Genomic DNA, 18,970 nt, shown 5'->3' on the forward strand with positions numbered 1-18,970 from the left:
AAGGCCCTCAAGGCCCCGCCCAGGATCAGTCCCGCTCGCCCAGCAGCGGGCGCAACTGCTTCGGCAGGAGGTCGTTGCACTCCTGCTTCGACTGGCTCGTGAGGGCGTCGTTCATGCACGTGTAGTAGTCGCGGTACACCATCTGCGCCGCGAACGTCGCCGCCACCATCGCCACGGCGAGCGACGCCGTCACCAGGCCGCTGACCGCCGCCGTGGTCTGCGGCTTCGTGCTCGCGGGGTCGGCCGCGGGCCGCTGGGCGGGCGGCGCCGTCGGGTCCGGCTGCTTCGGCTTCGCCCGCAGCGAGCTGATGCCCCAGTGCAGCGCGAGCGCGCCCAGGAGCAGGGCCACGTACCGCCAGCCGAAGAGCGCGAAGAAGAAGGCCCACATCCCGGAGAGCAGGGCATACCGAGCGCGGCGCTGGGCCGGGTCGGTCGGGTCCCAGCGCATGCCGGAGCCGGACCCGGACGGTCCGTCGGTGCCCTGCCCCCCACCCTGCTGGCCGGGGCGCTCGCCGAAGCCGCCGCCCTGGGAGCGGCCGGGCTGCCGGTCGCTCCACTGGCTGCCCCAGGGGGAACGCCCCTGGCCTTCGGCTTCCGGGCTGTCGCCGCCGTTGCCGGGGCGCGGACGCCACGGCTGGTCCGGGGTTCCCTCCGGCGGCGGCGCGAAGGGATTGTCGTCCTTCGAGGACTCGGAGCTCCCGGAGTTGTCGGAGCTCCCGGGGTTGTTGTCCGAGCCCCCGGAGTCCTGGGAGCCCTGCGGCGGGGACGACGGGCGGCCGTCGCGCAGCAGCGTCGAGCCGCGCTCCCCCGCGTGCGTCAGGCCGAACGCGAGGGACAGCGGAAGGCGGAGGCTACGGTCCGGCATCAGGTGTGCGTCTTCCCCTTGGTCGAGCGAACGTGTCCGAGCGAACGTGTCCGAGCGAGCGTGTCGAGCGAGCTTCTGGACGGTGTGACGTCATGCGACGTCTTGGTGCAGACGCTACCTTCCGGCCGCGCCCCCGTCCCGTGAGGGGCCGCACCGTGTGCCGGTATCGTTGCTGACGGTCGGCCGCTTCGTAGAGTTCCCCGTATCGGGAGACGCGAAGCCTTTGTACGACCCTACAAAGACGCACCTCCCGAGAAAGGGCCCCGCTGTGGCCAAGAGCCCTGTGGCCAAGCGCCTGGTCGTGCTGGTCTCCGGATCAGGCACGAATCTGCAGGCTCTGCTCGACAAGATCGCGACGGACGGGACCACGGGCTACGGCGCCGAGATCGTCGCCGTCGGCGCCGACCGCGACGGCATCGCGGGGCTCGAACGCGCCGAGCGCGCTGGTATCCCCACCTTCGTCTGCCGGGTGAAGGACCACGCGACCCGCGACGAGTGGGACGCGGCTCTCGCCGAGGCGACCGCCTCGTACGAGCCCGACCTGGTCGTTTCGGCCGGGTTCATGAAGATCGTGGGGAAGGAATTCCTCGCGCGGTTCGGCGGCCGGTTCGTCAATACGCACCCCGCCCTGCTGCCCAGTTTCCCGGGGGCCCACGGTGTGCGCGACGCGCTCGCGTACGGCGCGAAGGTCACGGGATGCACCGTCCACTTCGTCGACGACGGCGTCGACACCGGCCCGATCATCGCCCAGGGCGTGGTCCCGGTCGGGGATGAGGACGACGAGAGCGCTCTGCACGAGCGCATCAAGGAAGTCGAGCGAAGGCTGCTCGTCGATGTCGTGGGGCGTCTGGCCCGTAACGGCTACCGCATTGAGGGACGAAAGGTACTTATCCCGTGACCGCCGAAGGTACGCAGGGCTCGCAGGACTCGCAGCGCCCGATCAAGCGCGCGCTCATCAGCGTCTATGACAAGACCGGGCTCGAGGAGCTCGCGCGCGGGCTGCACGAGGCCGGCGTCGAGCTCGTCTCGACCGGTTCGACCGCCGGGAGGATCGCCGCCACCGGGGTGCCCGTCACCAAGGTCGAGGAGCTGACCGGCTTCCCCGAGTGCCTGGACGGCCGGGTCAAGACGCTGCACCCGCGCGTGCACGCCGGGATCCTCGCCGACCTGCGACTGGCCGACCACCAGAACCAGCTCGCCGACCTCGGCATCGAGCCGTTCCAGCTGGTCGTCGTGAACCTCTACCCCTTCAAGGCGACGGTCGCGTCGGGCGCGACGCCGGACGAGTGCGTCGAGCAGATCGACATCGGCGGCCCGTCGATGGTCCGCGCCGCCGCCAAGAACCACCCGTCGGTGTCGGTCATCACGAGCCCCGACCGGTACGCCGACGTGCTCGCGGCCGTCCGTGACGGCGGTTTCGACCTGACCGCGCGCAGGCGCCTGGCCGCCGAAGCGTTCCGCCACACCGCCGAGTACGACCTCGCGGTCGCCTCCTGGTTCGCGGAGGACTACGCCTCGGACGGCACCGACCACCCCGAGTTCATCGGCAGCGCGTACGCCCGCAAGAACGTCCTGCGCTACGGCGAGAACCCGCACCAGGGCGCAGCCCTCTACGTCGACGGCAGTGGCGGCCTCGCCGAGGCGGAGCAGCTGCACGGCAAGGAGATGTCGTACAACAACTACACGGACACGGACGCCGCGCGCCGTGCCGCGTACGACCACGACGACCCCTGCGTCGCGATCATCAAGCACGCCAACCCCTGCGGCATCGCGATCGGTGCGAACGTCGCCGAGGCGCACCGCAAGGCGCACGCCTGTGACCCGCTCTCCGCGTTCGGCGGCGTGATCGCGGTCAACCGCCCCGTCTCCAAGGAGATGGCCGAGCAGGTCGCCGACATCTTCACCGAGGTCATCGTCGCGCCCGAGTACGAGGACGGCGCCCTCGAAGTCCTCACCAAGAAGAAGAACATCCGTGTCCTGCGCGCCCACCAGGCCCCGTCCAACACGGTGGAGGTGAAGCAGATCGACGGCGGCGCACTCCTCCAGGTCACCGACCGCCTCCAGGCCGACGGCGACAACCCCGCCAACTGGACGCTCGCCACGGGCGACGCCCTGAACGAGGGCGAGCTCGCCGAGCTGGCCTTCGCGTGGAAGGCGTCGCGCGCGGTGAAGTCCAACGCGATCCTGCTCGCCAAGGACGGCGCCTCGGTCGGCGTCGGCATGGGTCAGGTCAACCGTGTCGACTCCGCGAAGCTCGCTGTCGAGCGGGCGGGCGAGGAGCGCGCGCACGGTGCGTACGCCGCCTCGGACGCGTTCTTCCCGTTCCCCGACGGCCTGGAGATCCTGACCGCCGCGGGCGTCAAGGCCGTGGTGCAGCCGGGCGGTTCGGTCCGTGACGAGCTGGTCGTCGAGGCCGCGAAGAAGGCGGGCGTGACGATGTACTTCACGGGTACGCGGCACTTCTTCCACTGATCGGCCCCCGGGACGGGGACGAAAACCCACGGGCCGTGCCCCCCCTCGACAGGGTGAGCACGGCCCGTGGGTGTGGATCGCGTGTGGTGCGCGGTGGTTGCTCGCCTCAGTAGCGGGGGCGGTTGAACCACGCGGTGCCGCTCGGCACGACCGGGGCGATCGTGATGATGACGGCGAAGGTGACCCAGATCAGCGGGCCGATGATGGCGGTCGCGAGACCGGAGTCGAGACCGACGAAGAGGCCGATCAGGCCGACGATGCCGCCGAGCGCGCCGTAGACGACCGTGGTGATCCGGACGCCCTGGCCGCCGCGGCTGAACTTCACGCCGAGCGTGATCGAGAGCGCGGCGAAGGCGGCGGCGATCAGGGCGCCGATGATGGCGATCCCGGCGACCGCGTCACCGGCCTCGCCCATGCCGGTGAGACCCAGGTCCTCGCCGCTGTCACCGGCGTCGCTGGCGATCGCACCCACGTAGAGGTAGATGATCGCGAAGAGTATCTGCACCGCCGAGATCAGGAACAGGAAGACGCGCGCGGTGACCAGGAGACCCGGCATCGACTGCTGCATCATGTTGCCGCCGCCGCCCGGGTAGCCGGGGTAGGCCGGCTGCTGCTGCGGGTAGCCGTAACCCTGCTGCGGCGGGACGCCGGGCGGGGTCTGGGGGTAGCCGTATCCGGGAGCGGCCGGGGGCTGCTGGGGCGGCTGCCCGTAAGGGTTGTTCGGGTCGCCGTAACTCATGGCGGTCTTCCTCCGTCGGGTAATGCGGGGACGACGCGGCACATCACGGAGGAAAGTTCTACAGATGCGGTCCGTCCCCCCGACACTGCCCGCGGCACTGTGCCGCATATCGTTCTTTAGGCCAGGCTTATTTGTCCAGCCGCATTCCCTATGAGTTGTGCAAGTGCAACAGAGCTGGTCAGGTCTCGGGACACAGCTGAGACACAGTCGGCCCGCGGAGGCGACCTGATTGGTACCGGGCGGGTCTCATCCGGGAAGATGGGGTCATGACCGCCCAGATTCTCGATGGCAAGGCCACCGCAGCCGCGATCAAGTCCGAACTGACCGCCCGCGTGGCGGCCCTGAAGGAGAGGGGCTGCACGCCCGGCCTCGGGACTGTTCTGGTCGGTGACGACCCGGGCAGCCAGAAGTACGTCGCCGGCAAGCACCGCGACTGTGCGCAGGTCGGCATCGCCTCCATCCAGCGCGAGTTGCCCGCGACCGCGACGCAGGAGGAGATCGAGGCCGTAGTCCGCGAGCTCAACGACGACCCGGCCTGCACCGGCTACATCGTGCAGCTCCCGCTGCCCAAGGGCATCGACGAGAACCGCGTCCTGGAACTCATGGACCCGGACAAGGACGCCGACGGCCTGCACCCGATGAACCTCGGCCGCCTCGTCCTGAACGAGCCCGCGCCGCTGCCCTGCACGCCCTACGGCATCATCCAGCTCCTGCGCCAGTACGGCGTGGAGATCAACGGCGCCGAAGTCGTGGTCGTCGGCCGCGGTGTCACGATCGGCCGCTCCATGCCGCTCCTGCTCACCCGCCGCTCGGAGAACGCGACGGTGACGCAGTGCCACACCGGTACGCGCGACTTGTCCACGCACCTGAAGCAGGCCGACATCATCGTGGCCGCGGCGGGCGTCCCGCACCTGATCAAGCCCGAGGACGTGAAGCCGGGCGCCGCGGTCCTGGACGTCGGCGTCTCGCGCGACGAGACCGGCAAGATCGTCGGCGACGTGCATCCGGGCGTCCGCGAGATCGCCGGGTGGATCTCGCCGAACCCCGGCGGTGTCGGCCCGATGACGCGCGCCCAGCTGCTCGTCAACGTCGTCGAGGCTGCCGAGCGCGCCGCGTCCGCCGCCGCGAGCTGAACCGGGAAGGGGTGAGCCCATGAGCGCCGAACCTGATCGAGGGGCGTCACCGGCCGACGTCACGGAGGCCGAGGCCGACGAGGACGCCGGGGCAGTCGAAGATGCCGAGACCGTCGAGGAGACCGAGGCCAAGGGTGCCGTCAGCGCCCCCGGCCCCGACGGGCCGAAGAAGACCACGCGGCGCTTTCCGCTCCTGACCCGCGACACCGCGCGGCCCGAGGGCGGCGGCCGGGCCGCGGGCGGCGACGCCCCCGCGCCCGCCCGGCAGTGGCCGCTGCTCACCGTGCTCTCGACCGTGGGGCTCGGGCTGCTGCTCACGGCCTTCGACGTGTTCCGCGTCGGCACGATACTGATCGGCCTCGCGCTGATCGCGGGCGCCGTCATGCGGTGGGCGCTGCCCGGCGTCGGCATGCTGGCGGTGCGCTCGCGCTTCACGGACATGGTCACGTACGGCGCTCTCGGCCTCGCCATCGTGCTGCTCGCGATGATGGCGCAGCCGGAACCGTGGCTGGAGATCCCGTTCCTGAGCGACACGCTGCACCGGACGATCACCACCTAGCGGTGAGCGGTCGCACGATGTGACGGCGGCCCGTCCTCTCCCCCGGGGAGGACGGGCCGCCGTCGTCATCAGGCCGTTCCGCCTACCAGAAGACCCCGTTGCGCAGCTTCTTCCAGGTGTTCTTGCCGACCTGCCCGTCGTCGGAGATGCGGGCCTTCTGCTGGACCTTCACCACCGCCTTGTAGGTCTTGTTCCCGAACTTGCCGTCCACGCCGAGGATCGTCGGGTACGAGGTGTTCCTGTTGATCAGGCACTGGACTTCCTTGATGCGCTTCTTCGCGGCGCTGCCGGTCTGACCCGCCTTGGTCAGGGCGGTGCCGTTGTAGTAGCCGCAGGAGTAGCTGGGGCGGACGTCGGCACGGACACCCTGTTCGGCGGGGGACGCGGTGGCGCCGGCGGCCGAGCCGAGTGCGAGCCCGCTGCCCAGGACGGCCGTGGTGGCCGCGAGTGCGAGGCGCTTGCGTACGTTCATGAGGTGATTTCCTCTCCCGGAAAGCGGGCCGGGTCCCCCCGTTGGGTCCCCGGACGGCCCGCGTTCCGTGCGGCCCCGGTGGTCGGCCGGTGCCGTGGTGCTGGTCCAAGAAGTTACGGGGGCGGGGCGTGGGAGTCGTCCCGTGGCGGGTTGAGGTTCGGGCACGTCCGGCGCGGTACGGCCGCGGTTCCTGCAACTTCCGCGGTACCGCGGTAGTTTGACGTTCCGGCGCCCGCACCCGGGCTACGCTGCGGCGATGCGGATCCGCCCCCTCGTCGCCGATACGTCGATCGCGGTCGCCCTGACCACGGTCGCCGTGCTCCTCGGGCAGGAGTCGGCGCGGCAGGGGTGGCCCGAACTGGGCCTGTGGGGCCACCTGTTGGTGGCGCTGGTCAACGTGCCGATCGTGGCCCGGAGCAGGGCGCCGCTCACGGTGCTCCTCACCGTGCACGTGGCATGGATCGTGTACGTCACCGCCGGCTACTGGCCCGTGGTGAACACCTTCGGCCCCATGCTCGCCGTCTACACCGTCGCCTCCCTGAGGCCGCCGCGTACCTCCCTGCCTTGTGCCGCCCTGATGAGCGCCGTGTGGATCTACGCGGGCGTGGTGAGTGAGGGCTCGGCCATGGCGTCCGTGGTCGGGCAGGCCATCGGCTTCCCCCTGGTGATCTGGCGGTTCGGCCACGTCGCGCGCCGGTCCGCCGAGCTGGCCCGGCAGCTGAAGCGCGAGCAGGACGAGCGGGCGCGGCGCGAGGTGGCCGAGGAACGCGGGCGCATAGCCCGGGAGTTGCACGACGTCGTCGCCCACCACATGTCGGTGATATCCGTGCAGGCCGGCCTCGCGAAGTTCGTCTTCACGTCCGACCCGGCCACCGCCCACGCCGCGCTCTCCACCATCTCCGGCACCAGCGGCGAGGCGCTGGAGGAGCTGCGCCGCATGCTGCGGGTGCTGCGGGCGGGGGAGGAGGGCGACGGCGTGCCCGACGCTCCCATGCCTGGCCTCGCGCGGCTCGGGGAAATGGTCGAGCGGGTGCGGGCGGGGGGAGTCGCCGTCGAGCTGCGCGTCGAGGGGACGCCGAGGCCACTGGCTCCCGGGGTCGAACTCTGCGCGTACCGCGTGGTCCAGGAGGCCCTGACCAACGTACTGAAGCACGCGCACGGCGCCGGAACGGTGGTCGAACTCCGCTATCAGCCACACCACGTGACGGTTTCAGTCATCAATGACGGGGAGGGGGTGATTCCGGACAGAGTGGGCACGGGGAGCGGCCATGGGTTGCTTGGGATGCGGGAGCGGGCCAAGCTCTACGGCGGGACGATCAGCATCGGCCCGCGGAGCGAGGGAGGGTTCGCCGTGCGCCTGACCCTGCCGACCTCCGCGCAGTCCGCACCGCAGGGGGACGACGCGACTTAAATGACCAGGGTGCTCGTGGTCGACGACCAGTTCCTCATCCGGGCCGGGTTGGTGGGGCTGCTCCGTGCCGCGCCCGGCATCGAGGTCGTCGGTGAGGCGGGCGACGGGGAGGAAGCCGTCGAGCTCGCCGCGACGACCCGGCCGGACGTGATCCTGATGGACATCCGCATGCCCGGCATGAGCGGCATCGTGGCCACCGAGAAGATCCTCGCCGAGGCGCCGGAACCCGCGCCGCGCGTCCTGGTGCTGACCACGTTCGATCTCGACGAGTACGTGTACGGGGCGCTGCGGGCCGGAGCGTCGGGCTTCCTACTCAAGGACTCCGGGCCCGAGCGCCTGCTCGCCGCGGTGGCCGCCGTCGGCGGCGGCGACGCGCTCTTCGCGCCCAGTGTCACCTGCCGTCTCGTCGAGGCCTTCGCCCGGCAGGCCGGTGCCGGTGCCGGGGCCGGGGCCGGTGACCGCGCCGAGCCGCCGCCGGATCTGCGGGCGTTGACCCTGCGCGAGGTCGAGGTCCTGAAGCTGATCGCCACGGGTCTGTCCAACGCGGACATCGCCGACCGCCTCTACATCAGCGAGGCCACCGTCAAGACCCACCTCAACCGGACGATGTCCAAACTCGACCTGGACAGCAGGGCGCAGGCGGTGGTGGTGGCGTACGAGACGGGCCTCGTCACGCCGGGCGGCGGCGGCCGCTGAAGGCGGCGGGCGACTCCCTCGAGGACGGCGCCCGTCCTCACCCCCGTGGGAGGACGGGCGCCGCCGGTCTGTGGGGGCCGTTCCAACGGGAACCAGCGTCATGCCCGCGCCAACTCCGTCACAAGGGATGCCTTGCCCCTGTGGCATGGAGGTGACCATTCCGCAACGCTGTTCCCAGCCCGCAACAAACGCTGTTCCCAGCCCGCGACAGGGGACGGCAGGGTGGGGAGGGAACCACTTCGGGTCGCCCGTCCGTCATGGGGGCAGACTGGGCACATGCTGGGGGTGAAGCATGAGTGCTGCCTGGCAGCCGCTTCCGGAGGCGCTTCCGCCGGAGGTACGGCATTTCGTGGAACAGCTGCGGCTGCTCAAGGACCGCACCGGCCTGAGCCTGATCGCGCTCGGCAAGGAGACGGCTTACAGCAAGTCCTCCTGGCAGCGGTACCTCAACGCACAGCAGCCGCCGCCCCGGCAGGCGGTCGCGGCGCTGTGCCGGGTGGCGGGGGAGGACAGCGAACGGTACTGCGCGCGCTGGGAGCCGGCCGTCCGCGTGTGGCCGCGGGGCGCCGCGAGCCCCGCGAGATCCGCCCCGGTCGCCGGCAGATCCGCCCCGGGAACCGCCCTGAGCAAGCCGGGCGAGGAGGCGCCCCCTGCCCGGCCGCGCGCAGTGCGGCGGCCCGCGCGTGCTCACCCGGCGTGGTCGTGGCGTTCCACGGCCGGTGTCACCGCGTTCCTCGTCCTCATGGTGCTGTTCGAAGGGCTGATGAGATTCCTCATGCGCTAGGGCCGCCAGGAGATGGCGGCCCTAGCCGAGCGTGCGGTGGAGCAGGGTTCAGCCGCGCCAGTTGTACGCCGCCTTCTTCCACGAGTCGTTGATCTTCACGTAGTACGTGCCGGAGAGGCGCTTGAAGCCGACGTCGTGCTTGTAGCCGCTGTAGGTGACGTGGCCGCCGCCGCTCGGGCCGTTCAGGAATTCGTCCGCGACGCCGAACGTCTCCTTGCCGACGATGCCGTCGATATGTGGCCCACTGGCCTGCGCGAGCGACGCGGTGCCGCCGAGCGCGATCGCCGCCCCCGCCGTCACGGCCACCGCCGAGCCGAGCAACCGCTTCGGCCTGCCGGAGGCTTTTCGCAAAAGGGCTAAGTCTCGCAATCGGGAAGGTTTGGGACGTCCCACGCCGCTACCAGGGGTTCCGCATCGTGGAGCGGGACGGCGATGGGACACTGGACGCCGGACCGCACGGAGTGCGACGGTGCACGCCAGTGGCCCGAACGCTCTCGCGCACCCCCGTGCCGGGAACTGACATCCTGACTTTTGGCATCCCTCTGGGTAGCCCATGACAGGAGCAGCGGGGGCTGCCCCATGGGCAGAGCAAGGGAAACCACGCGCGGGGGCACGTTGGTACGTACGGGGGGATGAGGGGGAGTAATGCCTCGTTGGAAGGCACTACCGGATGAGCTGGATCCGGAGGTCAGGGAGTTCGCGAGTCAGCTGCGCAGGCTCGTCGACCGCAGTGGTCTCAGCATTGCCGCGGTGTCGGACCGCACCGGGTACAGCAAGACGTCGTGGGAGCGCTATCTGAACGGGCGGCTGCTCGCCCCGAAGGGGGCGATCGTCGCGCTCGCCGAGGTGACGGGCACCAACCCGGTGCACCTCATCACGATGTGGGAGCTGGCCGAGCGCGCCTGGAGCCGCTCCGAGATGCGGCACGACATGACCATGCAGGCGATCCGGATCTCCCAGGCGCGGGCCGCGCTCGGCGAGCTGGGACCGAACCCGCCCAAGGGCAATGGCAAGGGGAACGGCGGCGCGGTACGGGGCGGTGGCGCCGCCGGTCCCGGTGTCGGTTCCGCCGATCGCCCCGGCCGTGCGGGCGGGAGCGCCACCGGGGTCGCGGGCCCCGCGGGTGACTGGCCCGCGGTGCCCCCGCGGACACCGTCGTACGCGGACGGGGCCGACGTCGCGGCGCCGCCCGGCCCGGCCCGGCCGGCCCATGGTGGTGACTCGCCCGACCGGCAGCGGCGGCGCAGGAAGCTCACGATGTTCCTGGCGGGCACCGTCGGGGCGCTCGTCGTCATAGCCGCCGCCGTCTTCCTGACCGACTTCGGCAAGGACGACAAGGGCGACGAAGGCGCCAAGCCGCCGGCCTCGCCGAGCACGAGTGACAAGGACCTGCCCGCGGGCGTCGAGTGCAGCGGCAAGAGCTGCACCGGCAAGGACCCGGAGACCATGGGCTGTGGCGGCGAGCTGGCCACCACGACGACACGCGCGACGGTGGGCAAGGCGCTGATCGAGGTCCGCTACAGCAAGACGTGCGGGGCGGCGTGGGCGCGCATCACGCAGGCGGCTCCGGGCGACAAGGTCACGATCAGCGGCGACGGCGCCAAGCGGAACGGCACCGTGAACGCGGACTTCGACGCGTACACCCCGATGGTGGCCGTCAAGGACGGTGCGTCGGCGGAAGCGTGCGCGACCCTCAAGGCCGGCCAGACCGGCTGCACGAAGTAGGCGGCCTGGCCAGCGGTCGGGGGTGACCACGCTGGGAGGTGGCGGCCGCCAACACAGGGGGGGGGAGCGCGGCGGCCGCCTGGGGGTGTGACCACTCCCGTGGGGGTATAGCTGCGTGTGCCCTCGTCCACGCAAGACATGCCTGTCGGTTTCACAGAAATTTTCCGGGAGCCCTCTGAGCCGCGCTTTCCCGCCGGATTTTCTTCGTCGACGGCACTGCAGACGGGACTACAGCGGCACTACAGCCGCCCTGGAGCCGCCCTCAAGTGGCGGCCGGGCGGCTGCCGCGCGGCGGTCCGGCGGCAAGGGAGAATCTTTGTGGGGCGGGCCACACCCTCCCGGGGTTCGGGGGTCGGCGGGGCGCGATAGCCTGAGCGGCGGATCTCTCTTGATGCCAAGAGATCGATCATCGAGGGCGTCGGTGGGGATCCAGCACAAGGGGACCCCGCACAAGGGGCAGGGACCCCCACCGCCAGCTGTCTTACGGAGATCGCCATGACCCGCACTCCCGTGAATGTCACCGTCACCGGCGCGGCCGGACAGATCGGCTACGCGCTGCTCTTCCGCATCGCCTCCGGCCACCTGCTCGGCGCGGACGTGCCGGTCAACCTTCGCCTCCTGGAGATCACCCCGGCCCTGAAGGCCGCCGAGGGCACCGCCATGGAGCTGGACGACTGCGCCTTCCCGCTGCTGAACTCGATCGAGATCAGTGACGACCCGAACGTCGCCTTCGACGGCGCCAACGTCGCCCTCCTCGTCGGCGCCCGCCCCCGTACCAAGGGCATGGAGCGCGGCGACCTGCTCTCCGCCAACGGCGGCATCTTCAAGCCGCAGGGCAAGGCGATCAACGACAACGCCGCGGACGACATCAAGGTCCTCGTCGTGGGCAACCCGGCCAACACCAACGCGCTCATCGCGCAGGCCGCCGCCCCGGACGTACCGGCCGAGCGCTTCACCGCGATGACCCGCCTGGACCACAACCGCGCGCTGTCGCAGCTGTCGAAGAAGACCGGCGCCCCGGTCTCCGACATCAAGCGCCTCACCATCTGGGGCAACCACTCGGCCACCCAGTACCCCGACATCTTCCACGCCGAGATCGCCGGCAAGAACGCCGCGGACGTCGTGAGCGACCAGGCCTGGCTCGCCGACGACTTCATCCCGACCGTCGCCAAGCGCGGCGCCGCGATCATCGAGGCCCGTGGCGCGTCCTCGGCCGCCTCCGCCGCCAACGCCGCCATCGACCACGTCCACACGTGGGTGAACGGCACGGCCGCCGGTGACTGGACCTCCATGGGTATCCCGTCGGACGGTTCGTACGGTGTTCCGGAGGGCCTCATCTCCTCCTTCCCCGTCACCACCAAGGACGGCAAGTACGAGATCGTCCAGGGCCTGGACATCAACGAGTTCTCGCGCACGCGCATCGACGCGTCCGTCAAGGAGCTCACCGAGGAGCGCGAGGCGGTTCGCGGCCTCGGTCTCATCTAGCACCACTCCCGTACGGCTCGGCTCGTACGGCAGCTCGTCCATCTCGCCCCCGGCAGCCCTAGGCTGCCGGGGGCGAGGTGCGTCCGGCCGCTGTGTCCGGCCGGTGCGTCCGGCCGGTGCGTCCGGCTGGGAATTCACTTATTCGAGGGGCATAGTCACCTTTCTGTGGCCCTTGCACACACGCTCCGTTACGCTCCAATTCCGCTTTACCCAGTCGGAGTTGGCCATGGCAGGTAAGACCGAGGCCACCAGGCTGCTGTGCGCCGGCGTCCATCTGGACGCGGTGTTCCGCAGGCGGGTCGTCTCAGAACTCGTCGGCCACGCGGAGCGCCCCGTGGCGCCACCGCTCGGTGCCGATGTCCTTCCGGTGCTCGCACACGCGCTGCGTGCCCGGCGCGAGGAACTGTTCACCGCGCTGCTTCTGGCAGCCGTGTGGATCGGGTTCCTCGTCACCGACGCGGTGATGGTCTGGGACGCCCTGGAGGACTCCAGGGGCGGCGACTCGGGCGTCACCGACGGAGACCTCGCGCTGCTCGCCTTCGACCCGGACGACCTCGTGGACGCGGGCCCCGGCGGCACGTTCGGCGCCTTCGTGCCGGGCGGCTGGGCGATCGCGTACGCCGTGGTGGTCCTGCTCCTCTGGCTGGCCCGGGTGGTCTCCGGCCGGGGCACGGACGCCGGGATTTTGCGGCGGGTGGAGCTTCCTCCGCCGCTGGTCTGGCTGCGGCGCCGCATCGGCTGGCTGGTGACCGCGTTCGCGTGGTGGTCCGCCGCCGCGTACGGCTTCTTCGCGCTCAGCGTGATCAGGGACACCCCGTATCCCGTGATCTTCCCGCTGCTCATCGCGGCGGTGGTCTGGCGCCATCAGTTCCTGCGCAAGCGGATCCTGCGCACCCAGCTCGCCCGGCAGGCCTTCGCCGAGACCGAACAGCCGCGCATCCCACGGCGGTTCTCCCGCATCGCCGACTGCATCCACCGCGAGCAGAACGCGCCAATCACCCTGTACGACGCCAACCGCCCCTTCGTGGGCGCCGGAAAGCCCCGCAATCCGTGGTCGGTCGTGCTCGAACTGCAACGCGCGGAGAAGGACCCGGAGGGCGGGGTGCCGGGGCAGCGCGCGTACGAACCGCTGGCCGCCCGCGAGGTGATCAAGATGATCGAGCCCCGCCTGAAGGACCTGCGCAGGTCCGCCGCGGCCACCAGCGTGGACCGGCTGCGGGACCTGGAGATCGAGGAGTTCGTCTACCTCCCCGCCGGCGCGGGCCGCGACGAGCAGCTCTACACCGGGCAGGGGTACGAGACCGCCGGGCTCTACGACCCCGGGCAGGTGGCCCGGCATCTCGAACGGGCGGCCGGCGAGGGCGGAGAGGCCCGGCGTCACTTCCTGCGGGTCCGGGTCGGTGCCTGGAACGAACAGGTCGTCCTCTCGCTCCTGGTCAGGGTGCACACCCAGGGAGGCATGCTGGTCCTCGAAGTGGTGCCGCACGTGCTCGGGCCGATCGTCCCCGAGTTCCGCGAGGTCGACACGATCGTGGCCAGTGAGCCGGAAGGGCCCGTCCGCGACGCCCTGCGCGCCTGCGTCGACGGCCCCGCGGTCGGCGTGGCGATCGGTATCGCCGCCCTGCGCGCACTGCCCTCGCTCATCCCCTCGTTCCGGCTCTGGCTCGCGCAGCCCGAGCCCTCCGAAGACCAGGCCCCCGCGCCGCGCGCCGCGCGGGCCCTGCGGTCCGCGTGCTCCTGGCTCGGGATCGGCCGCCCCGTGCAGGCGCCGCCGGACGCGCCGCTGGTCTCGCTGCGCCAACTGGCGTCCACCGACGACCTCTCGCTCTTCCAGGAGATGGACGTCGCCCGCTACACCCGCACCCTTCAGGACCGCATCGGCGAGGGCGTGCGCGACGCGCTGCGGGCCGGCGGCTTCCGCACGGACCGCCTGGAGCAGAACATCACGCAGATCAACAACAGCGGGGTCTACATCACGGAGATGTCCGGCGGCGCCCTCGCCACGGGCTCCCACGGCCAGGCCACGCACACCACCGAGAGGAGCACGGCATGAGCGGCGACGGGGAGACCGGCGGCGGCGCGCACGTCCAGATCGGTTCGATCACCGGTGGCTCGCAGGCCTTCGGTTCGCATGGCAAGGCCGAGTCCACCAACCACACGGTGGTGGTGTCCGATCCGGGACAGCAGCACCTGCTCACCCAGGTCCGTGCACTCCGGGGCGAGCTGCGCCGGGCGCCGGAGCGCACGGCCGACGACGACGCGCTCGACGCCGAACTGGCCGAGGTGGAGCGGGAGATCGGTCGCGCGGGCCACGGCGACAGCGGGCTGCTCGCCAGGCTCCGCGCCCGCCTGGAGCAGTACGGCGCCGCCGCCGCGACAGCCGCCTCCGTGACGGCCGTGCTCCAGGCGATCGCCCAGGTCACGGGCTGAGGGACGAGCCGTGCGGATCTTCGACGCGGATCGCCAGGAGTGGGTCGGCCACGAGCAGGAACGCCGGATCGCCGAGCTCCACGACCAGGACGCGGTGCGCCAGGGCAAGGCGCTGCGTGGTGTCGTGGCCGTGCTCGCCGTGTGTGGTCTCGGCTTCGGGGCCTGGGCGCTCGGCTGGAAGGACGAGCCGGGGCCGACGGGGCACCTGACGGTTCTCGAACAACCTTCACCGGCGGACACGGAGGGCGACACCGCCGCGCCGTCCCCCGCGGGCGTGCCGCCGGCTCCGTACGAGGAGGTGTTCGACGAGGAGGGCTACCGGCTCGCGGTGCCGCGGGGCTGGGTCCGTGATCTGGTCGAACCGGCCGAGGGCTTCAACGTCGTCAACTACCGCAGCCCAGAGGGAGACCGGCGGATCCAGGTGTACCGCGTGGGCGAGTCGTCCCCGTACGCGTCGTTGCGGACCTGGCTGGACGAGACGCCGATGCCCGGTGGCTTCGACCAACTCGCCCCGCTGGAGCGCAGGGACGACGAGGGCCGCCCCGCGGCCCGGCTCACGTACCTGGCCGACACGTTCAAGGGCGAACCGGACATCGGCACGTGGCACGTCATCGACCATCGCTTCGAGGCGGTGGACGGCGAGCTGTACGCCCTTGCGGTGTACGGCTCCGAGGCCGACGGCAGGGACGACGAGGAGGAGTTCATGGCCACCGCCCTGGCGTGGTTCTGCCCGCCGGACGAGATCTGCCCCGCGCCGGGCTCCACCGGCCATTGAACCGAATGTTGCGTGCCTGCTCACTGATGTAGTACTTCTTATACATGAGCGAGCAGGTGCACAACAGGTTGGCGATGGTGCGCGCGGAGCGGAAAGTGTCGCGCCAGAGCCTGGCCGAGGCAGTGGGGGTCCACTACCAGACCATCGGCTACATCGAGCGTGGGCAGTACAACCCGAGCCTCGACCTGGCGCTGAAAATCGCGGTGTTCTTCGGTCTTCCGGTGGAGGCGCTGTTCTCCCTCGAGCCGTTCCGCCCGCTCACGGACGAGGTCTACGGGAGGAGTCAGGGATGACGGGCCAGCAGGTGCGGGAGACGGGGGCGCAGCGGATGACCGGCTACGACCGGCGGATGTTCGCGCTCATGAACCGGCGCGAGGGAGCGCCGATGTACGCCACCGCCGTGCGCAGGCGGATCGCGGTCGGCGCCCACATCGCGCTGACGGTGGCGAGCGTCGCGGCCTGGCTGCTCACGGTCGTGGGCGACCAGCGCTGGGCGATGTGGACGATGCTCGGGCTTCTGCTGCCGTGGTGCGTCGCCACCGGCGTCATCAACGGCGCCACACGCGGCCTCCTCGAACTGCGTGAACGCGCCCTCGACGAGCGGCAGCGCGCGGAGCGGGTACGCGTCGCGGCGCGTGCCCGTCAGGTCATGCTGTGGCTGCTCCTGGCGGCCGCGGCGGGAGCGGGGATGGCCGCGTACCAGGGATGGGACGCCGAGGGGATGCTCTTCCCCGTGCTCTTCACCGCGTTCGTCGTGCACTGGCTGATGCCGCTGTGGGTGGCGGGGCTCGCCGTGCGGGACGAGCCCGCCGACCTCGACGAGATCGACGGGATCGACGGGATCGAGCACAGCGCTCAGTAGATGCTCGGCTTGTCCGCCACCTGACCCTGCAGCTGAGACACGTTCACCGAGTCCTCGTCGGACGGGGTCTTCGACGGGACCGGCTTGTCGTAGTCGCGGAGCGTCAGCGTCGAGTCGGTCCCCGCGCCCTTCTCGACGGCCCTGATCAGGTACGGAGTGCCTTCGGTCGCGACGTACAGCGTGGTGGTCCTGCCGTCCTGCCTGCCGGAGACGGGGATCGCGGGCGCGCCGTCGACCTCGGTCACCTCACCCTTCCGCAGGGTCGTGCTGTCGTCGGACTTGTCCTTCACCTCGTCCTGGATCGTGTTGAGGTCGCAGACCCCGGCCATGTCCTTGAGCAGGGCGTCGCCGGTCGTGCCGTACAGATAGCGGTCCCCGATGATGTCGGCGACGGCCTCGCCCTGGCCGTCGGGGAGCTGGGACTTCCAGAAGGCGAGGTCGGGCTTCATCCAGACCTTCTCGCCCCGCTTGATCAGCTCCATGCTGCCGCCGTCATCGGCCATGCGCAGCGAACCGACGCAGTTGTCGTCCTGGTCCAGGGTGAGATCCATGGAGACCGGTTCGTCGCTGTCGGTGTCCGTGCCCTTCTGTTCCAGGCTCAGGTGGACCGACTTGGCGTCGAGCAGTTCCCGCTCCGCCTTGTCGGATATCTCCTGTGCGCTCAGATCCTCGGTGCCGGCGAGCGCGACGGCCGGTGCGACCAGGAGCGCGACCGCCGTGCAGGTCGCCGTGCAGGCCGCGGCTGCCCAGGCGTGCTTCCTGGATGTTCCACGCATAGCGCCACCTCCATGGGCAAACCCCTCTTCGAGCGTACGTTTCGCCCCAGGTGCCTGCACGCGCAGTGACACAGCGCACTTTCAGTTATGTAATGCGCATGGATTCTCCGCCCCGGGGCATGTGCCCCCGGCTACCGCGAGTGACAGGCGGGGCGTATGACAGGAATGGAAGGCAAACGGGACGTGTCCGCACAACAGACCATCCATGTGGGCGGGGAGTGGCGTAGCGCCCTCTCCGGCGCCACACGCGAGATCCTCGACCCGGCGGATGCCAAGCCGTTCGCACTGATCGCCGAGGGCGGCACCGAGGACACCGACGCGGCCATCGCCGCCGCACGCGAGGCGTTCGACAACGGACCATGGCCGGCCACACCCGTCGCCGAGCGGGCCGCGCTGCTGCGCCGCGTGGCAGACCTCCTCGTACGCGACCGGGAGAAGATCGGGCTCCTGGAGAGCCGCGACGCGGGCAAGACCGTCGAGGAGGGCCGCGTCGACGTCGACTGCGTCGCCGACGCCTTCCGCTACTTCGCCGACCTGGTGATCGGCGAGGGCGCGGGCCGCGTGGTCGACGCCGGCTCCGACGACATCCACAGCGTCGTCGTGCACGAGCCCGTCGGCGTCTGCACGATGATCACGCCCTGGAACTACCCGCTCCTCCAGGCCAGCTGGAAGATCGCCCCCGCGCTCGCCGCGGGCAACACCTTCGTCATCAAGCCCAGTGAGGTCACTCCGCTGACGACGGTCGCGCTGATCGAGCTGCTCGTCGAGGCGGGCCTCCCGGCCGGTGTCGCCAACATCGTGACCGGTCCCGGCCACACCGTAGGCGCGCGCCTCTCCGACCACCCCGACGTCGACCTGGTCTCCTTCACCGGCGGCCTGGTCTCCGGCACCAAGGTCGCGCAGGCCGCGGCCGCCGGCGTCAAGAAGGTCGCCCTCGAACTCGGCGGCAAGAACCCGAACGTCGTCTTCGCCGACGCCTGCGCCACCGAAGAGGGCTTCGACACCGCCGTCGACCAGGCTCTGAACGCCGCCTTCATCCACAGCGGGCAGGTCTGCTCCGCCGGTGGGCGCCTCATCATCGAGGAGTCGGTGCGCGAGCGCTTCGTCGCCGAACTCGCCCGCCGCGCGAGCCGCATCAAGCTCGGCCGCGGCACCGAGGACGGCGTGGAGTGCGGCCCGCTCGTCTCGCAGCAGCAGCGTGAGAAGACCGAGGCGTACGTCGCCTCCGCACTGGAGGAGGGCGCGGTCCTGCGCACCGGCGGCAAGCGCCCCGAGCCCAGCGAGGTCCGCCCCGCGACCGGCTACTTCTACGAGCCGACCGTCCTGGACCAGTGCCACCGCGAGATGCGCGTCGTCCGTGAAGAGGTCTTCGGCCCGGTCCTGACCGTCGAGACCTTCCGCACCGAGGACGAGGCCGTCGCGCTCGCCAACGACACCGAGTACGGCCTCGCGGGCGCCGTCTGGACCAACGACGCCGGCCTCGGCCGCCGCATGGCCCGGCGCCTGCGCCACGGCACCATCTGGATCAACGACTTCCACCCCTACCTTCCGCAGGCGGAGTGGGGCGGCTTCGGCAAGAGCGGCGTCGGGCGCGAGCTCGGCCCCGCCGGACTCGCCGAGTACCGCGAGTCCAAGCACATCTACCAGAACCTCGCGCCGCGGCCGGTCCGCTGGTTCGCGGGCTGAGGCCCGACGCGTAGCAGCGTGCGCGGGGGCGGCGGACCCGCCCCCGCGCACGTATGTATGTCCGTACGTCCGAGCGCCCCCCGCTCTATACGCGCAAGCA

Annotated in this window: 20 protein-coding genes; 15 read left to right on the forward strand and 5 right to left on the reverse strand. The window is 70.9% G+C overall.

Going from position 1 to position 18,970, the window contains the following annotated elements:
- Nucleotides 1-25: 25 nt before the first annotated feature.
- Entirely contained in the window at nt 26-865 is an 840-nt protein-coding gene (locus tag AB0I94_RS35355) for a hypothetical protein (RefSeq protein ID WP_363313848.1), read from the reverse strand.
- 268 nt (nt 866-1,133) lie between these two features.
- Between AB0I94_RS35355 and purN the strand changes: the two genes are divergently transcribed.
- Complete coding sequence (purN, locus tag AB0I94_RS35360; protein WP_363313849.1) at nt 1,134-1,763, forward strand: phosphoribosylglycinamide formyltransferase; 630 nt, start codon at nt 1,134-1,136, stop codon at nt 1,761-1,763.
- Complete coding sequence (gene purH / locus AB0I94_RS35365) at nt 1,760-3,337, forward strand: bifunctional phosphoribosylaminoimidazolecarboxamide formyltransferase/IMP cyclohydrolase (RefSeq protein WP_363313850.1); 1,578 nt, start codon at nt 1,760-1,762, stop codon at nt 3,335-3,337. The genes purN and purH overlap by 4 nt, the downstream gene beginning before the upstream one ends.
- 106 nt (nt 3,338-3,443) lie before the next feature.
- Here purH and AB0I94_RS35370 read toward each other — a convergent pair whose 3' ends face one another.
- Nucleotides 3,444-4,076 carry a hypothetical protein gene (locus tag AB0I94_RS35370; RefSeq protein WP_363313851.1) on the reverse strand — a complete coding sequence of 211 codons (633 nt, stop codon included), beginning with the start codon at nt 4,074-4,076 and terminating at the stop codon, nt 3,444-3,446.
- A 266-nt stretch (nt 4,077-4,342) separates the two neighbouring features.
- Between AB0I94_RS35370 and AB0I94_RS35375 the strand changes: the two genes are divergently transcribed.
- Both AB0I94_RS35375 and AB0I94_RS35380 read left to right on the forward strand, forming a co-directional pair.
- Complete coding sequence (locus tag AB0I94_RS35375) at nt 4,343-5,209, forward strand: bifunctional methylenetetrahydrofolate dehydrogenase/methenyltetrahydrofolate cyclohydrolase (RefSeq protein WP_363313852.1); 867 nt, start codon at nt 4,343-4,345, stop codon at nt 5,207-5,209.
- A gap of 19 nt (nt 5,210-5,228) precedes the next feature.
- Nucleotides 5,229-5,768: a DUF3017 domain-containing protein gene (locus AB0I94_RS35380; protein WP_363313853.1), complete on the forward strand. Its 540-nt coding sequence runs from the start codon at nt 5,229-5,231 to the stop codon at nt 5,766-5,768.
- Nucleotides 5,769-5,850: 82 nt separating this feature from the next.
- Here the strand turns inward: AB0I94_RS35380 and AB0I94_RS35385 are convergent, their stop codons facing one another.
- The gene (locus AB0I94_RS35385) at nt 5,851-6,240 is read right to left on the reverse strand and encodes a peptidoglycan-binding domain-containing protein (RefSeq protein ID WP_363313854.1); all 390 of its coding nucleotides are present in this window, start codon (nt 6,238-6,240) and stop codon (nt 5,851-5,853) included.
- A gap of 256 nt (nt 6,241-6,496) precedes the next feature.
- Here AB0I94_RS35385 and AB0I94_RS35390 point away from each other — a divergent pair, with 256 nt between their 5' ends.
- From AB0I94_RS35390 to AB0I94_RS35400, 3 genes are all read left to right on the forward strand, one after another.
- Complete coding sequence (locus tag AB0I94_RS35390) at nt 6,497-7,651, forward strand: sensor histidine kinase (protein WP_363313855.1); 1,155 nt, start codon at nt 6,497-6,499, stop codon at nt 7,649-7,651.
- Nucleotides 7,652-8,347 carry a response regulator transcription factor gene (locus AB0I94_RS35395; RefSeq protein WP_363313856.1) on the forward strand — a complete coding sequence of 232 codons (696 nt, stop codon included), beginning with the start codon at nt 7,652-7,654 and terminating at the stop codon, nt 8,345-8,347.
- Between the two features lie 292 nt (nt 8,348-8,639).
- Nucleotides 8,640-9,131, forward strand: coding sequence for a helix-turn-helix transcriptional regulator (locus AB0I94_RS35400; protein WP_363313857.1), 492 nt, complete (start codon nt 8,640-8,642; stop codon nt 9,129-9,131).
- A gap of 48 nt (nt 9,132-9,179) precedes the next feature.
- On the opposite strand, the gene AB0I94_RS35405 is transcribed toward AB0I94_RS35400, so the two are convergent.
- Nucleotides 9,180-9,482, reverse strand: a complete 303-nt coding sequence (locus AB0I94_RS35405; RefSeq protein ID WP_363313858.1) for a hypothetical protein — start codon at nt 9,480-9,482, stop codon at nt 9,180-9,182.
- Between the two features lie 294 nt (nt 9,483-9,776).
- On the opposite strand from AB0I94_RS35405, the gene AB0I94_RS35410 reads away from it, so the two are divergent.
- The 7 genes from AB0I94_RS35410 (at nt 9,777) to AB0I94_RS35440 (ending at nt 16,408) form a co-directional block, all read left to right on the forward strand.
- Nucleotides 9,777-10,856, forward strand: a complete 1,080-nt coding sequence (locus AB0I94_RS35410) for an XRE family transcriptional regulator (RefSeq protein WP_363313859.1) — start codon at nt 9,777-9,779, stop codon at nt 10,854-10,856.
- A 495-nt stretch (nt 10,857-11,351) separates the two neighbouring features.
- Nucleotides 11,352-12,341 carry a malate dehydrogenase gene (locus AB0I94_RS35415; RefSeq protein WP_363313860.1) on the forward strand — a complete coding sequence of 330 codons (990 nt, stop codon included), beginning with the start codon at nt 11,352-11,354 and terminating at the stop codon, nt 12,339-12,341.
- A 226-nt stretch (nt 12,342-12,567) separates the two neighbouring features.
- Nucleotides 12,568-14,394, forward strand: coding sequence for a hypothetical protein (locus AB0I94_RS35420; protein WP_363313861.1), 1,827 nt, complete (start codon nt 12,568-12,570; stop codon nt 14,392-14,394).
- Nucleotides 14,391-14,771, forward strand: a complete 381-nt coding sequence (locus AB0I94_RS35425; protein WP_363313862.1) for a hypothetical protein — start codon at nt 14,391-14,393, stop codon at nt 14,769-14,771. The genes AB0I94_RS35420 and AB0I94_RS35425 overlap by 4 nt, the downstream gene beginning before the upstream one ends.
- Before the next feature lie 10 nt (nt 14,772-14,781).
- A complete protein-coding gene (locus AB0I94_RS35430; RefSeq protein WP_363313863.1) occupies nt 14,782-15,546 on the forward strand; it encodes a hypothetical protein in 765 nt (254 codons plus the stop codon).
- Nucleotides 15,547-15,590: 44 nt separating this feature from the next.
- Nucleotides 15,591-15,839 carry a helix-turn-helix transcriptional regulator gene (locus AB0I94_RS35435; protein ID WP_160506754.1) on the forward strand — a complete coding sequence of 83 codons (249 nt, stop codon included), beginning with the start codon at nt 15,591-15,593 and terminating at the stop codon, nt 15,837-15,839.
- Nucleotides 15,836-16,408, forward strand: a complete 573-nt coding sequence (locus tag AB0I94_RS35440; protein WP_363313864.1) for a hypothetical protein — start codon at nt 15,836-15,838, stop codon at nt 16,406-16,408. Before AB0I94_RS35435 ends, AB0I94_RS35440 begins: the two co-directional genes overlap by 4 nt.
- Here the strand turns inward: AB0I94_RS35440 and AB0I94_RS35445 are convergent.
- The gene (locus AB0I94_RS35445) at nt 16,402-17,184 is read right to left on the reverse strand and encodes a hypothetical protein (RefSeq protein WP_363313865.1); all 783 of its coding nucleotides are present in this window, start codon (nt 17,182-17,184) and stop codon (nt 16,402-16,404) included. The two genes, AB0I94_RS35440 and AB0I94_RS35445, sit on opposite strands and share 7 nt — an antisense overlap.
- 165 nt (nt 17,185-17,349) lie before the next feature.
- On the opposite strand from AB0I94_RS35445, the gene AB0I94_RS35450 reads away from it, so the two are divergent.
- A complete protein-coding gene (locus AB0I94_RS35450; protein WP_363313926.1) occupies nt 17,350-18,870 on the forward strand; it encodes an aldehyde dehydrogenase family protein in 1,521 nt (506 codons plus the stop codon).
- Nucleotides 18,871-18,970: the final 100 nt, after the last annotated feature.

This window comes from Streptomyces sp. NPDC050147 (genome assembly GCF_040660195.1).
In the GTDB taxonomy this organism is placed as follows: domain Bacteria; phylum Actinomycetota; class Actinomycetes; order Streptomycetales; family Streptomycetaceae; genus Streptomyces.